This is a genomic window from Aliterella sp. E5.1, from assembly GCF_057473825.1.
On sequence record NZ_JBYCCV010000093.1, the window covers coordinates 1 to 14,423 of the forward strand.

At 41.6% G+C, this 14,423-nt stretch carries 12 protein-coding genes and 2 pseudogenes; 8 read left to right on the forward strand and 6 right to left on the reverse strand.

What is annotated here, in order from left to right; all coding sequences use genetic code 11:
• Window positions 1–751: 751 nt before the first annotated feature.
• Together AC2VE5_RS20210 and AC2VE5_RS20215 are read left to right on the forward strand one after the other, a co-directional pair.
• Window positions 752–1,198, forward strand: a complete 447-nt coding sequence (locus AC2VE5_RS20210; protein ID WP_486889486.1) for a DUF2141 domain-containing protein — start codon at window positions 752–754, stop codon at window positions 1,196–1,198.
• A complete protein-coding gene (locus AC2VE5_RS20215) occupies window positions 1,191–2,480 on the forward strand; it encodes a glutamate-5-semialdehyde dehydrogenase (RefSeq protein ID WP_486889487.1) in 1,290 nt (429 codons plus the stop codon). Before AC2VE5_RS20210 ends, AC2VE5_RS20215 begins: the two co-directional genes overlap by 8 nt.
• On the opposite strand, the gene AC2VE5_RS20220 is transcribed toward AC2VE5_RS20215, so the two are convergent.
• The gene (locus tag AC2VE5_RS20220) at window positions 2,477–3,886 is read right to left on the reverse strand and encodes an isochorismate synthase (protein WP_486889488.1); all 1,410 of its coding nucleotides are present in this window, start codon (window positions 3,884–3,886) and stop codon (window positions 2,477–2,479) included. The genes AC2VE5_RS20215 and AC2VE5_RS20220 overlap by 4 nt on opposite strands.
• A gap of 361 nt (window positions 3,887–4,247) precedes the next feature.
• On the opposite strand from AC2VE5_RS20220, the gene menA reads away from it, so the two are divergent.
• Window positions 4,248–5,153, forward strand: coding sequence for a 2-carboxy-1,4-naphthoquinone phytyltransferase (menA, locus tag AC2VE5_RS20225; protein ID WP_486889489.1), 906 nt, complete (start codon window positions 4,248–4,250; stop codon window positions 5,151–5,153).
• Window positions 5,150–6,067 (forward strand): o-succinylbenzoate synthase, encoded by a 918-nt coding sequence (locus AC2VE5_RS20230; protein WP_486889490.1) that lies wholly within the window; start codon window positions 5,150–5,152, stop codon window positions 6,065–6,067. The genes menA and AC2VE5_RS20230 overlap by 4 nt, the downstream gene beginning before the upstream one ends.
• On the opposite strand, the gene AC2VE5_RS20235 is transcribed toward AC2VE5_RS20230, so the two are convergent.
• From AC2VE5_RS20235 to AC2VE5_RS20245, 3 genes are all read right to left on the reverse strand, one after another.
• The gene (locus AC2VE5_RS20235; protein WP_486889491.1) at window positions 6,041–7,150 is read right to left on the reverse strand and encodes an ABC transporter permease; all 1,110 of its coding nucleotides are present in this window, start codon (window positions 7,148–7,150) and stop codon (window positions 6,041–6,043) included. The genes AC2VE5_RS20230 and AC2VE5_RS20235 overlap by 27 nt on opposite strands.
• 142 nt (window positions 7,151–7,292) lie before the next feature.
• The gene (locus AC2VE5_RS20240; RefSeq protein ID WP_486889492.1) at window positions 7,293–8,168 is read right to left on the reverse strand and encodes an NAD(P)-dependent oxidoreductase; all 876 of its coding nucleotides are present in this window, start codon (window positions 8,166–8,168) and stop codon (window positions 7,293–7,295) included.
• A gap of 195 nt (window positions 8,169–8,363) precedes the next feature.
• Complete coding sequence (locus tag AC2VE5_RS20245; protein WP_486889493.1) at window positions 8,364–8,873, reverse strand: DinB family protein; 510 nt, start codon at window positions 8,871–8,873, stop codon at window positions 8,364–8,366.
• A gap of 294 nt (window positions 8,874–9,167) precedes the next feature.
• On the opposite strand from AC2VE5_RS20245, the pseudogene AC2VE5_RS20250 reads away from it, so the two are divergent.
• Both AC2VE5_RS20250 and AC2VE5_RS20255 read left to right on the forward strand, forming a co-directional pair.
• Window positions 9,168–9,884 (forward strand): annotated as a pseudogene (locus AC2VE5_RS20250) (AAA family ATPase); the annotation flags it as partial.
• Window positions 9,854–10,784, forward strand: a pseudogene (locus tag AC2VE5_RS20255) (DNA-methyltransferase). The pseudogenes AC2VE5_RS20250 and AC2VE5_RS20255, both read left to right, overlap by 31 nt.
• Window positions 10,785–10,801: 17 nt before the next feature.
• Here AC2VE5_RS20255 and AC2VE5_RS20260 read toward each other — a convergent pair.
• Together AC2VE5_RS20260 and AC2VE5_RS20265 are read right to left on the reverse strand one after the other, a co-directional pair.
• The gene (locus AC2VE5_RS20260) at window positions 10,802–11,395 is read right to left on the reverse strand and encodes a restriction endonuclease (RefSeq protein WP_486889494.1); all 594 of its coding nucleotides are present in this window, start codon (window positions 11,393–11,395) and stop codon (window positions 10,802–10,804) included.
• Window positions 11,396–11,873: 478 nt separating this feature from the next.
• Complete coding sequence (locus tag AC2VE5_RS20265; RefSeq protein ID WP_486889495.1) at window positions 11,874–12,617, reverse strand: GNAT family N-acetyltransferase; 744 nt, start codon at window positions 12,615–12,617, stop codon at window positions 11,874–11,876.
• Window positions 12,618–12,843: 226 nt separating this feature from the next.
• Between AC2VE5_RS20265 and AC2VE5_RS20270 the strand changes: the two genes are divergently transcribed.
• Both AC2VE5_RS20270 and AC2VE5_RS20275 read left to right on the forward strand, forming a co-directional pair.
• The gene (locus tag AC2VE5_RS20270) at window positions 12,844–13,326 is read left to right on the forward strand and encodes a hypothetical protein (RefSeq protein WP_486889496.1); all 483 of its coding nucleotides are present in this window, start codon (window positions 12,844–12,846) and stop codon (window positions 13,324–13,326) included.
• Window positions 13,327–13,361: 35 nt separating this feature from the next.
• Window positions 13,362–13,985, forward strand: coding sequence for a hypothetical protein (locus AC2VE5_RS20275; protein ID WP_486889497.1), 624 nt, complete (start codon window positions 13,362–13,364; stop codon window positions 13,983–13,985).
• Window positions 13,986–14,423: the final 438 nt, after the last annotated feature.

Here is a 14,423-nt window from a genome sequence, read left to right on the forward strand (position 1 = left end):
TTTGTTTGCCATTGTGAATTCGCCCGTTTTTGACGATTCGAGCAGAGGTCCAGGTAGGACAATTCAACATCGTCTAATATCATTGCAAATTAAATTCTGTCTCTACTTTAGCAATTATCATTACTTTCGTGGCACCACCCCGCCTATCAAGGTTAGGCTAATCGTCCAGTCTTTCTCTCGAAAGCTGAACGTCCTGACATCGTAAGTTGCGCTAGTTGGAGCAAACTTATTTACGGGTTTACCCTTCTGTTTTGCTGTCTTTCTGTTACTGCTTACGCGCCGAATAGCATGAATAGCCAACTGAGAGGACAGACCAAACCTAGCTCTGACATCGTGGTAGCAAAGCGATTGCATTGCCACTTCATTAGGTCAGCTTCTCATCGAGAGTTTTGTTCACATACTCGCAAGCACCCGCAAACGCCTTCAATGTCTCCTCAATTTTGGAGAGTTGTTCATCGGTTATGTTCAGCTTGCAGGATACAGTCAGGACTTGCTTCATCCCTTTATTATATCTCAATACGTGAAACAGATGCTCGAAAGCTCATTAGTTGGCGATTCCGCGCTAACGCGCCGCTTCCCTAACATCCATCCCCTCCACCCGTAGAGCCGTAGGCTCAACATCAACGGAGATAGAATCATCACCGCCTTGCTATCTCTCCCCACCCCACTACGCTGAAGGCGGGGACTCCCGCAATGTTGTTGACTTTAATCTACTGGTCGCCACCTCTGCTGATTTTAAATAAAATAAATTATGAGTAAATTTCACTTTTTATTTTTGGCTACCTTAGCCAGCTTTATTCCTTTTTCGGTACAGGCACAACCTACCTCAAAGTTAACGGTAGTAATAGATGGATTGCGGCATAAATCAGGGCAAGTTTGCCTAAGAGTTTACTCTGGGGAGCAAGGATTTCCTAGCAGTGCGAAAGGTGTCGTGCAAAGCGGATGTACGAAAGTGACTGGAAAATCGGCAATTAAAGACTTTTACGGCTTAAAACCTGGTACTTATGCAGTTGCTTTATATGCAGATAGAAATAACGACAGCAAGCTAAATACTAACTTTTTGGGGATTCCTTCAGAAGGTTTTGGCATCTCTAATAATCCCAAAGCAAAAACTCGCCCCCCCAAGTTTACTGAAGCAAGTTTCAATCTCAGCCAAAACAAAACTATCAAGATAACGATGCAATATTTGTATGAGTAATTCATTAATTGAAGTTGCAACTAATTGTCGTAATAACGCCCAAAACCTCGCTACGCTTACCACTGAAGAAAAAAATCGGGCAATAAATGCGATCGCTCAAGCTTTAGAATCAGCAAAGGCAGAAATTATTGCCGCTAATGGGATTGATTGCCAATCCGCCGTCAGTGCTGGAATCCCCAAGCCTTTATACAACCGCCTAAAATTGGACGAAGCCAAGCTAAACGATGCAATTGCTGGAGTCCGAGATGTTGCTAAATTAAGCGATCCTGTAGGTGCAGTCCAAATTCACCGCCAACTAGATGACAATTTAATTCTCAAGCGCGTTACTTGCCCCTTGGGGGTTTTGGGCGTTATTTTTGAAGCAAGACCCGATGCGGCAATTCAAATTTCTACTTTGGCAATTAAATCGGGTAATGGGGTAATTCTCAAATGCGGACAAGAGGCGATTCATTCTTGTCAAGCAATTTTAACAGCAATTCATAATGGACTGGCTCAAACAAACATTAGCCCCCAAGTCGTCCAACTACTTACAACTAGGGAAGAAACTTTAGAACTATTAAAGTTAGATAAGTATGTGGATTTAATTATCCCTAGAGGCTCTAACTCTTTTGTCCGTTTCGTGCAAAATAACACGCATATTCCCGTATTAGGTCACGCCGAAGGCATCTGTCATCTTTACGTAGACGCGGCGGCGGATGTAGCCAAAGCTGTAGCAATTGCTATTGATGCCAAAACTCAATATCCCGCCGCTTGTAATGCGATAGAAACGTTGCTAGTTCACAGTGATATTGCTGCTAAGTTTCTCCCCGTTGTAGCTACTGCTTTAAAACAGCGTTCTGTAGAATTAAGAGGCGATGAACGTACTTGTAAAATTATTGATATAGCTGCCGCCAACGATAGCGATTGGGAGACAGAATACAGCGACTTAATTTTATCAATCAAAATCGTCGATTCTTTGCCGAATGCGACTTCCCACATTAATTATTATGGTTCGGGGCATACCGATGCGATCGCAACAGAAGACTCTACGGCGGCAAATATTTTCCTCGCCCAAGTTAATAGCGCCGGGGTTTACCACAACTGTTCTACGCGCTTTGCTGACGGCTTCCGCTACGGTTTTGGGGCAGAAGTGGGAATTAGTACCCAAAAGCTGCCTCCTCGCGGTCCCGTGGGCTTAGAGGGGCTTGTCACGTACAAGTATCAACTCGTAGGAGATGGGCATATTGCAGCGATTTATACGGGAGTTGATGCTAAGGCTTTTCAGCATCAAGATTTAGACTAAACCAAAGCTTTCAGCAATGCTTGGAGTTTTAGTTGAATTTCGGCTAATTCTTTATCAGGATCGGAACCCTTGACGATTCCGGCTCCTGCATACAGTCTAGCGCGATTGCCATCTATCAACGCCGAGCGGATACCAACAATAAATTCGCTGTTTCCTTGGTAGTCTACCCAGCCTAAAGGTGCGGCGTACAATCCGCGTTCAAAGTCTTCATAACGCCGAATTTCTGCGCAAGCTAAATCTCTAGAAACTCCAGCAACGGCGGGGGTAGGGTGCAGTTGGGCGACAATTTCTAGGGGATGTACGTTAGCGGGAATTTTTGCCTCTATCGGTGTCCACAGGTGTTGAATATTGGACAGTTGGCGCAGTCTTGGAGGTAATATATTAGATTCTATTCCTAGCGCCTGTAAGTGCTGAGTAATAAAGTCTATAACTACTCTATGTTCGCGTTTTTCTTTATCGCTGTTTAATAACAAGTTAGCTAAGTCTGCGTCTTCAAGGGCGCTTTTTCCTCTGGGGGCGCTCCCTGCTAAGGCATCAATAACTAATTGGCGATCGCGTATACTAATTAAACGTTCTGGGCTTGCACCGATAAAGTTTTGTCCTTTGCCGTTGCTGGTAGAAAATACATAACAATTTGGATGGATTTGCCGCAGATTATTTAAGGAGTTATATAGGCTGAAATCTTTGCCAGACAATACATCTAGAGTTTGAGCTAAAACAATTTTATTTAGCTTTTTGTGGTGGATAGATTCAAGAGCAGATAAGATTGTTTGTTTAAACTTATCTACATTTGATACATCTTTTTTGATTAATTTGCTTGGTAGATGATATTTATTTAATTGATAATCAAAGCTGAGAATATTTTGAATACTATTTTTTAATTGGTCTAATAATAGTTCTAAATTTGTCTTGGCATCAATTGCTAAATTGGCAACTAATGTACAGAAGTCGCTATTTTTAGTAATTTGCCAGCGCGGTAAAAATACTGTCGCGGCAGGAAAAGGATAATCTTGCTCATTATCGTCAAAAAAACTAAAGCTACAGAAAAAACGCGGTGCTAAAGAAATATTATTAAGATTGCTAAAAATTACTGTCTTTGCTTGGCAAGTTTTGATAAAATCCTGGATCTTATTAAATCTATTTTTACCATGCAAGTGTAATTGAGCGATCGCATCAATAGCCGCCGTTGCTTCTTGTTTGCCTTTATGCTCAAAATAAAAATTTAACTGCTGAGTTTGGGCAATATTTTCAAAAATAACCAATGGATCTACTTGTTCAATTGCCACAGGTATGCTAACGAATTGTTGGCAACTATTGAGCAAACATTTTTGCTGGCAAGCTAAGAGAAATTGATATAGTTTTTTGTAGTCTAAGGAAAAACTGGTACGACAGGGTAGAACTGGCATGGATGTAAAAATAGTAAACTTTTTTAAACTTCCGTTCTTAAAAAGCAATCGCTTGTGATGATATTTCTAGAGGTATCATATTCGGGCGACCTTTAGCTACTTAGTCAGAGATTAAGTTTTATGCTCATTGCTGCAACCTTGTCTCCGTTTTAGCCCTGAAGTTCTAGCTGTTATGGAGACGAATTTATTTATGTTAGCGAATAACTGCCCTAATTTATAAATTAAGTTAGCAAGAAATGGAAGTTAAGGCACCAACTAAATGTTTATTGAATAACCAATATTTTACATTTAATTGATAAATCAAAATATTTTTTATTTTCACACTCTTTGTTGAATAAAATACTAAAAAATTAATTGATATATGACTACAGAATTAATTTCTTACCCAAAACCTAATTTGTGGATGGCAGCAATTAAGCCGCCAATGTATAGCGTAGCTATTATTCCTATTTGGGTAGGAACGGCAGTAGCTTTTGCGGACACTCAAGTATTTAAGGGATGGCATTTTGCTACTTTTTTGATGTCAGCTATTTTGTTTGTTGCTTGGATTAATCTCAGTAATGATGTTTTTGATTCCGAAACAGGAATTGATAAAAACAAAGCTCATTCACTCGTAAATTTAACCGGAAATAAACAGCTAATTTTTTGGTTGAGTAATCTGTTTTTAAGTTTGGGTTTATTCGGGATAGTTGCGATCGCATTTTGGCAAAAAGACGTAACTATTATCGGCTTAATTCTGTTGTGTTGTGGGTTAGGCTACACTTACCAGGGTCCGCCTTTTCGCTTGGGATATCAAGGGTTAGGGGAAATCATTTGCTTTATTTGTTTTGGTCCTTTAGCTGTCGCCGCCGCTTACTACAGTCAAGCGCAAAGCTTTTCTATAACTAGCTTGGCAGCTTCGATAGTGGTAGGTGTTGCCACAAGTTTAATCTTATTTTGTTCTCACTTTCACCAAATTACCGACGACTTAACCGCCGGAAAAAAGTCGCCCATAGTGCGTTTGGGTACGTTAAAAGCTGCCAATTTGTTACCTTGGCTATGTGGAAGCATTTACGCCCTGACAACGATATTAGTAGCCCTGGGAAGCTTCCCAATTTGGACTTTACTTATATGGTTGAGTTGCCCTTTTGCGGTTAAATTAGTGCAACACGTCCAGCAAAATCACGATCGCCCAGAACAAGTAAGTAATTGCAAGTTTATTGCCGTAGCCTTACATTTTTGGAGTGGATTACTTTTGAGTTTGGGATTTATGCTTGCAGGCGGTTGATGTACCAATTTTCTTTTCAGCCTTACCAGCGCAAATTTAAGCAACCTCTGCAAACAAGTCATGGCAGTTGGGAAGTTAGGGAAGGGGTTATTTTAAGTCTTACGGATAGTGCAGGTAAAACCAATTGGGGAGAAATTGCCCCGATTAGCTGGTTCGGTTCAGAAACTATCACCCAAGCCCTTAATTATTGCCATCAACTCCCAGCAGAAATTACCTCAGAAACTATTTGCTCAATTCCTGACTCGCTCCCAGCTTGTCAATTTGGCTTTGAGTCAGCCTTGACAACAAACAATCAAAATTACAACCATCTAACCTACAGTGGCTTGCTACCAGCAGGAATTGCTGCCTTGCAACAATGGCTTGTGCTTTGGGAACAAGGTTATCGCACCTTCAAATGGAAAATTGGAGTTTACCCAATTGCGGAAGAATTAGAAATTTTTGCCGCAATTACGCACTTGTTACCGGAATCAGCAAAATTGCGTTTAGATGCTAATGGTGGGTTGACTTACGACGAAGCTAAGGTATGGTTACAAACTTGCGATCGCATTAAGATAATTGAATTTATCGAACAGCCGTTAGGAGTACAACAGTTTGAGCAAACTTTGGAATTAAGTAATTGTTATAGAACTGCGATCGCACTAGATGAATCGGTTGCTACTTTTAACCAACTCCAAGCTTGCTATCAAAGGGGATGGCGAGGAATTTTTGTCATTAAACCTAGCATTGTCGGTTATCCTTCTCTCTTGCGTCAGTTTTGCCAAACTTACAACATTGATGCGGTTTTCTCCTCTGCCTTTGAAACGGAAATTGGTAGAAAAGCCGCCCTAAATTTAGCTGTTGAATTAGCTAATTGCGATCGCGCGGTAGGATTTGGGATTGACAGCTTTTTATTGCCGGATACTGCGCGGATCTAAAGCATCTCGCAACCCATCACCAAGCAAATTAAACGCCAATACAGTAAGAATAATCAATAATGCTGGCGGCCATACAAGCCAAGGTTGCAGCACCAAAATTGAGGCATTAGTTGCCAGCGATAGCATATTACCCCAAGAAGGATCGGGCTGCTGAATCCCCAAACCAATCAAACTGAGTACCGACTCCGCCACAATAAAGCTTGGAACAGCAAGAGTTGCGGAGATAATAATATAACTAGCAGTTTGGGGCAAAACGTGGCGGAGGATAATATAAAAAGAATCGCCACCCATCGCTTTAGCAGCCTGGACAAATTCGCGCTCTTTAATTGACAGCACTTGTCCCCGAATTACCCTTGCCAAACCCGCCCAGGCAATAAAAGAAGTAATTAAGACAATCAAAATAAATTTTTCACTGCTACTTAATCCTGGGGGCAAAACCGCCGCTAAAGCAACTAAAAGGTACAAGCTCGGAATAGTCATCAACACTTCAACCAAGCGCATAATAATACTATCCGTCCAGCCACCAAAGTAGCCAGAAATACCACCCACAATCATACCCAAAGGGAAAGTAATCGCAATCCCAAGTAAGCCGATACTGAGACTAATTCGCCCACCATGTAACAATCGACTAAATTGATCGCGCCCTTGCTCATCTGTACCAAGTAAATTAAACTTCGCGTCTCCTGAAGTCCCAAATAGATGCACATTGCCAGGAATACCGCCAAATATTTCTACTTCCGCAAAAGTAGGAGGTAAAGGCAGACTAAACTTAAACATTTGATAAGGCGCACCTTGGACAAATAACCGCAACCAGGCAGGTTTACGACGATCTACAATTAATTTGCGATCGCCTGTTTCCAAATCTGTCTTACCCTGAGTTGTGGGATAAACATGAGGACCAAACCCCGCTTCGTCATTCCAATAAACTCTAGTAGGCGGCAATAAAGAGCCATTTGCCTGAGCATCGTAAGGATCGTAAGGGGCAACAAAATCCGCCGCAAATACTGATATATAGAAAATTAACAGCAATACCGCCCCAAATCGGGCTAGAGGATTTTTTTTCAGTCGTTGCCACCAGTTCATCTATGTTCCCTTTTTTGCCAGTTAAAGATAGATTAGCGTATCTGAACTAGAAGATGCGATCATATCGTTTTTGAGGAAGTGAGATCGCTCTTACGCAAACTTTTATAGATAGTGTTTAGCTTGAGTAAGCAAGCCGCTACTTTCATTTGTTGCTACTTCCTGCTTTTAAAAAACTACAAATAGCTGAAAAATCTTGCTCGCCTAGTCCTTGCTGCATTGCTAAACGATATAATTCTTTGACATTACTTGTAACTGGGATTGCTACTCCTGCTTCATTGGCAGCGATCGCTACCATGTGTAAATCTTTCTGCATCCATTGCAAAGGAAATTCGGCTTCGTAATTTTCCAGTTCAATCATTTCTTTTTTTGTTGATAAAAATGGTGCAGCTACCGCACCTCCCAACAAAGCTTTGAGCAAAATCTCTTGAGAAAGACCTAAAGCTTGCCCTAATGCGATCGCTTCCGCAAATGCTGCCATTGACGTACCAAGTAATAGATTATTGGTTAGTTTCAAGGCAGTTCCCATTCCATATTCTCCTACATGAATAAATCTGCTACCCATAGCTGCAAACAAAGGTTGGCAAGCTTCTACATCGGTAACATTTCCTCCTACCATAAATACTAATTCTGCTTTTTCTGCCTGGTTTTTGGAGCCACCTACCGGAGCATCCAAGAACCTAACTTGCTTGCTTTGAGCCTCTTTTGCCATCTGACGCGAAAAGGAAGGATTAACGGTACTGCAATCTATCCATAAAGCATTTGGAACAAGATTATCTAAAAAACCATTTTCTCCCAGGGCTGCATTCATAACTGCCTCTGGATTTGCCAACATGGTAAAAATAATTTCAACTTGTTTTGCTACTCCGCCAGGGGTGCCTGCCCATAAAGCCCCATTTTCGATGAGAGAGATGGCTTTATCTTGAGTACGATTGGAAACAACTATTTCATAACCATGTTTTTGGAGATTAGCCGCCATCCGACTCCCCATAATTCCCGTGCCAATAAAACCAACTTTCATACTTATTTCCGTTATGTTTTCAACCCAATTTAACTGTGGAGACAAGAAAAACGCATTAACAAATGATAAGAAAAAGCTTTTATACTGTACGTTTCAGCCGGGATAGGAATACTTCGGTAAAGTAGATGCTTGTACCGTATTCATAGAAACTTAAATTTTTGACCTACCGTTACACAAAGTCAGAGCAAACAGATATTAGGCGATCGCATTTAAAATCGGCAACCAGGGAATATCTGTAACACCTGGATCGTAGCCAAGTTGCTTGATGAGTGCTGTAACCTGCCCTCGATGGTGAGTTTGATGATTGAACATATGCGTTACCAAAACCCAGCTTGGTAGAACTCGATACTTGTTATCTACATTACTTGTGTATTCAAATTCTTGGTTCAACCATTCACGGTCAAGGTGTTTAGACCATTCTAAAATCTCTCGGTCTATCTTTTCTCGCTCTACTTTTAGGGTATCAAAGTCAGAATATAATTCTTGAGCGATCGCATTTACTGAAAAAGGGTTATTTGTAAAGCGCCCCATCCAGGCTTTATCGCCATACAATAAATGATTTAAAGTACCGTGAACCGATTTAAAAAAAGCGCCAATATCCTGTTTTCGCTTTTCGTCAGGAATATCTGAGGAGATAGCATAAATCTTCTGATTCATCCATAAATTGTACTCCGCCATCAACTGATAATAGCTACCGTCGTACATATATTTAGGCGTTGCTGGGTAATTTTATTATTTTAGCGATCGCTTTTTACTTATGAAAATATGCGATCGCAGAATAGTCATAGAATCTTGTACTCATGAGCAGTTGTTAGTCCTTGCGAGGCAATACACTTATTATTACAGCCAGCAATTCAGTTAAAATTAGTCTTAATGACTCACAAAATAAGTCACAAAATAAAAAGTATTCTTGCTGGTTTGGATAGTACAAGTGTATTATAATAGTTATAAAAAGCTAGCTGGAATAGCCTCACACAAACCTTTATACTGAGGAGCATGATGAAAGCAGAGCTTCTCAAAAGATTTTTTAAAGCAATCGCCAGTTCAGATGTAGAGGCGATTGATAAATTGACATACTTAGTAATTCAGGAAGAGCGGAAAAAAGGACATACGCTTCTAGCTAAACAGTTAGAAAATATTACCAAGAGCAGCCAGCAAGATAATTTTACTAATCGTAGCAAACCTACTTACCTAATACTGAAACAATTACAAACTTTTAGCGAACTACCAACTACCAAGCGATCTCTTCTTCCTCTCGTTACTGTTATATCAAGAGAGAATCTACGGCATCATATGGTGTTACCGGAAAATATTGAAAGACGTTTCCGCCGTATTGAACGTGAGTATGCGGCTAGAGACAGACTCGCTTACTACGGGCTTCGTTATCGGCAAAAGATCCTGTTATACGGTTCCCCAGGTTGTGGAAAGACACTAGGAGCCGAACGTTTAGCCTGGAATACAGGTTTACCACTAATCAAAGTACGGTTTGATGCAATGGTTTCGTCTTATCTAGGAGAAACAGCCAGCAATTTGAGGCTTGTATTTGAGGAAGCCGCAAAACACCCTTGTTTGTTGTTTCTTGATGAATGTGACTCTATCGCCAAGTCACGCCAGGATAATCAAGAAGTAGGAGAGATTAAGCGAGTAGTAAATACATTTCTGCAAATTTTAGATGAATATGAACCATCATCAGGTCTTCTGGTAGCTGCTACCAACAGGGAGACTGCCTAAAGTTGCTGTCAGCGTTGCCTAATGAATCTGTGGATCTTGTATTTGCCGACCCACCCTTTAATCTTGGTAAACAATATGGGGAAGGAGTTAGCGATTGCCTGGAGACAAGTGAGTATTTAAACTGGTCGCAACAGTGGCTTGGGGAGGGTATTCGCATCCTTAAACCAGGGGGAAGTTTATTTGTATTCAACCTGCCCAAATGGTGTATAGAGTATGGCGCATATCTAAATCGACAAGGGATGACATTTAGACATTGGATTGCTTGCAGAATGCCGAAGGCTTTTCCTAGAGGTAAAAAAATGTCTCCCGCTCACTACGGACTGATCTATTACACCAAAGGAGAACCAGCCGTTTTTAATAAAGTTTATACACCGATTCAAGTTTGTCGGCACTGTAAAGGAGAAATTCGGGACTATGGCGGACATCGAAGAAGCCTGAATGAAAAAGGCATTAATTTAATGGATGTCTGGGATATGCCAGAAGATGTTTGGGAGAATGCTACAGAAACTAATTCTACTGAAGCTTTATGGACAGTAGCAGAGGAAATGTGGAGCGATATTCCACCCGTTCGGCATCGTCAGCACAAAAAACGAGTTGCCAATGAACTAGCTCCTATTATGCTAGAAAGGATCGTTGCTATGGCATCTAATCCAGAACAAATTGTGATCGATCCGTTTGGAGGTTCTGAGTACTACATTTTACGCAGCAGAAAAACTACACCGTTACTGGATTGGCTCAGAAATTGGGGATATAGAACCAGCAGTAGAAAGATTGACGCACTTAGCCAATGGCATAGTAGAGGAATGGGAATCAGCAAGAGGAGGCAAGAAAAGCAAGCCTCACCTCACAACTGGAGCGCAATTATCAATTCCTTACACTACATAGCTGTGACTCCGAAATAATTAAACTAACGCCCGACCATCTGTTCCTTTAGTAATCTTTGGTACATTGTTATTTATCTCATCGTGTTCAACGACAAAGATGACAAGGAAACCTTCTATAATGCGGACTGCCCGCCAAACATCAAAGTAGGGCGCTAGTTCTTCATAGTTGCCAATGAGATCGGTTAGATAAGGGTAAAGTTTTCTACTTGGGATTACTAAAGCAGCACCGAGAAAGACACCACGTAGCAACCCTAAAACCATTTTATTAACTGCTCTATGACTGGAGGAGATGTTGCCTGTTTCCCACTCTAGAGCAAAAAGATAATTATCCAGCGCTTTTGTTGCATCTATTTTTGTAGGCGAACGGGTGGCATAATTAACGGAAGTTTCTAACTTCCAACCAAATCTATCTCGCAATGCGATCGTGCAAGCTTCTTTAATTGGCTTGACACCATTACCGTGTTTTGTGGGATTGATTATAAAGCTTGATGCACCAGGAGGATGAACGATTAGCGAAATGGCAATACGAATTTCAGCTTGAATGATAGACCAATCTTGTGATTCTTCAAAACTTCCCACACTTATTAAAGAAACTTCTTGCACAATCTTCATACAGGCTGCTCTTTGATACTGCTACGCAACAGTATTATAATTTTGCCCATTTGTGAGAGATCAGCTTTTTATTTACATGATTCCAAAAACAACCTCTCGACTATGCCTACACACAGATAGCAGATATAAGGAATTTAAAGCGCGATCGCACTTTAGTAACTTGGGGCATTATTAATTGAGGCGATCGCACTTGGTTTAATTTTCTCTGCTTTCAGTCATAGCTTATCTTCTTGGTAGAGCATTGTGGCATAGTCACTCATCCCAACTTCGGCAAGGGCGCTGTCTTCTTCACTACATTCCGTCGATAGAGTAGTAAGTTGATTGGGGTCAAGCATAACTTGGCGATCGCGTTTAGCACGAAATTTTAGAAAAGCTATAAATTCAGCTACTTGTTGAAGTTGTTTGCTTGTCAGTCGCTCCAGGTCTTGCTGAAGCGATCGCTTTTATCTTGGCAGGCGTGGGAAAGTCCTAATTAAATTTACTCTCTACTTGCAATCCGCTTCGATAGTGGCTCAATAACCTCAACTGGTGGTTTTTCAACTAATTCAAAATCAGCAGGTAGAGCTACATAGATTAAATGATCTACCCATTGCTCGTTCTCATAGAAAAAATCAGGGCGCATACACTCTTTTTTCATGCCTACACGTTCAGCTAGAGAAATTGAGCGATCGTTGTCCAAATTAATCGCTGCTTCAATCCGATGATAATTAAGATGTTCAAACCCAGCGATTAAAGCCGCGCGCGTTGCCTCTTGCCCAAATCCTTGCTTTTGATATTGGTTGTGAATGCTATACCCCAAATTCGCCCATTGATTTTCTTCTCGGCGAATTGTTGATAAGTCGATGTTACCTAAATGCCGATCGCTTGCGCGCATAAACACGCCAAAAATGTAGTTTTTATCCTGCAATGCCCGTTTTTGATGATGCTGACATAAGTTGGAAAACCACTGAAAGTCGCACTCGCTTAGATCGACTTGTCCCTCATCATATTTGTGTTGAGAAGGTAAGCGACTGGCAAATCCCGCATACCAAGCCCCGTAATCGTTTGGCTGCTGGGGGCGTAGAATTAGCCTTTCCGTTACGAGTTCTAAGTTCCAAGCAGTTTCACTCATTGCACAGAAATCTTTAACTAAATGACTATCTGATGCGATCGCTCGCGGGCTAATTCTATTACATATTGCTTGGGCGCAAATCTGTTGCTCTATCTTGCTAGGTATTTCCATAGTCTGAAGTATTAAATCTAACTTCTACCAAAGGTTGGATAGAAGAACTTGTAAATTTCGCTACCATTGCCAGCAAACACCTCAATTATTGCGGCTAGAAATCGCTTACTATAGGCTGATTTCTCCTTGAGTAAATTGATTGAACGTTAACAAAATTTTTTTGATAGCCGTTTAAACAGACTTCTAGCTCAAATTACAGGGGTTCTTTGCTCAATGGAATAAGCCGATGAATACAAAACATTTAGTAGAAAAGAAAAGATTTTTACGTCCCATCGCGATCTTGCTGACTGCAGTATTATCGCTCTCAATTTTTACTGGTTGTGGTAGCAGAGTAAACACTGCTGCTCCTACAGATAATAGCCGCCTTGAAAACCAAAGTTATGCTAATGGCGATCGCGCACCACAGCCGCGCCAAGGAATATCCAACAAGCAAAAGGTAGTAATTTTAGCCGGAGCGGCTGCTCTTTATTATCTCTACAACCAGCATAAAAATAAGCAATCAGAAGGAGCAGAGGGACAATACTACCTTTCCAAAAATGGGCGCGTCTACTACAGAGATGCTCAACATCAAGTCCACTGGGTAACGCCACCTTCCGAGGGCATCCAAGTACCAGAAACTGAAGCCCAAAGATACCGCGATTTTCAAGGTTATAACAACCGACCTACAGGGCGCGACCTTACAGACTTGCAGCCAGCCCCCGCACTGTAAAAAATTTCACTAATACAAACCGACAGGAGACAAATATGGGCTTTTTAGAAAATCTACTTGGTGGCGGTCAAAATGCTGAGGGAGATTACCGAGATTTTGTCAATCGCTACGAACAGGGTTCGCCTCATGAAGGATACTCGGATGAAGAAGTTGCCAATCGCTACCATCAAGTATCTAGGCAGTTGCCCGCCGATGTCTATCAAGAGTCTGCCCAAGAAGCTTTTAGCCGGATGTCACCCCAAGAGCGGATGCAATTTGGTCAGTATCTCCAGCAGCAGACGCGGCAGCAAAATTATAACTTTCCCGATTTAGATGGTGATGGTCAAGACGATCGCTATCAAGATTCTAATTATCTGGCGCGGGCAACGAGTCGTATGCACCAACAACAACCCGATTTGCTCGGTCAATTGTTAGGTGGTGCGGCGGGAATGCTCGGCGGCAACAACCGGGGTAGTGTATTTAGCAATCCCCTAGCAAAAGGCGCGATGGCTGGGATTGCAGCTATAGCTGCGAAAAAACTGATGGATAGAGGCGGCACAAACAGAGGGCAGTACGGTAATGTGCGCCCAGCCAGCGAAGACCCCTACGGCGATCCAGGTAACGTGCGCCCAGCCAGCGAAGATCCCTATGGAGATCCTGCTGACCAACGCCGTTGGTAATAAACGTCAGGAAACAAATTTAACTTGCTTTTGAGCCTTTCCCAAGTTGGGAAAGGCTGACAATTTTGTGGGATTACACCAATTGTGCAGATAAACAAGGGATTCAATTGGATTTACAATACTTGCACAATCAGCCGTTGATGCTAGAATCCGCCTCTCAACGTTGCAACACAGTTTAACCCCAACTTCTCCGAGTTTTTGAACGTAATTCTCCTAATCCAAGTCCTTCAGTACCCACTTCTAGGCGCACTACCTTAGCAGGTTCTAATCCCGTAGGTAGTGGCAACGATATTCCGCCATATGTGGTTACATATAGCAATCCTAGATGAGTTGAAGAAAAGTGAGTCTTAAACTATTGTGAATGATGGATGTAGCATTTTAGAACTAATTGAACGATGGACGAACTGGTCAAGTTTATTGAGAGTAATCCTGATGCTA

What these genes read in the sequence shown, in the direction of transcription:
- AC2VE5_RS20210 (WP_486889486.1), top strand. Translation starts at nt 752, where the DNA reads ATGAGTAAATTTCACTTTTTATTTTTGGCTACCTTAGCCAGCTTTATT.
- AC2VE5_RS20215 (WP_486889487.1), top strand. Translation starts at nt 1,191, where the DNA reads ATGAGTAATTCATTAATTGAAGTTGCAACTAATTGTCGTAATAACGCC.
- AC2VE5_RS20220 (WP_486889488.1), bottom strand. Translation starts at nt 3,886, where the DNA reads ATGCCAGTTCTACCCTGTCGTACCAGTTTTTCCTTAGACTACAAAAAA.
- menA (WP_486889489.1), top strand. Translation starts at nt 4,248, where the DNA reads ATGACTACAGAATTAATTTCTTACCCAAAACCTAATTTGTGGATGGCA.
- AC2VE5_RS20235 (WP_486889491.1), bottom strand. Translation starts at nt 7,150, where the DNA reads ATGAACTGGTGGCAACGACTGAAAAAAAATCCTCTAGCCCGATTTGGG.
- AC2VE5_RS20240 (WP_486889492.1), bottom strand. Translation starts at nt 8,168, where the DNA reads ATGAAAGTTGGTTTTATTGGCACGGGAATTATGGGGAGTCGGATGGCG.
- AC2VE5_RS20245 (WP_486889493.1), bottom strand. Translation starts at nt 8,873, where the DNA reads ATGTACGACGGTAGCTATTATCAGTTGATGGCGGAGTACAATTTATGG.
- AC2VE5_RS20260 (WP_486889494.1), bottom strand. Translation starts at nt 11,395, where the DNA reads ATGAAGATTGTGCAAGAAGTTTCTTTAATAAGTGTGGGAAGTTTTGAA.
- AC2VE5_RS20265 (WP_486889495.1), bottom strand. Translation starts at nt 12,617, where the DNA reads ATGGAAATACCTAGCAAGATAGAGCAACAGATTTGCGCCCAAGCAATA.
- AC2VE5_RS20270 (WP_486889496.1), top strand. Translation starts at nt 12,844, where the DNA reads ATGAATACAAAACATTTAGTAGAAAAGAAAAGATTTTTACGTCCCATC.
- AC2VE5_RS20275 (WP_486889497.1), top strand. Translation starts at nt 13,362, where the DNA reads ATGGGCTTTTTAGAAAATCTACTTGGTGGCGGTCAAAATGCTGAGGGA.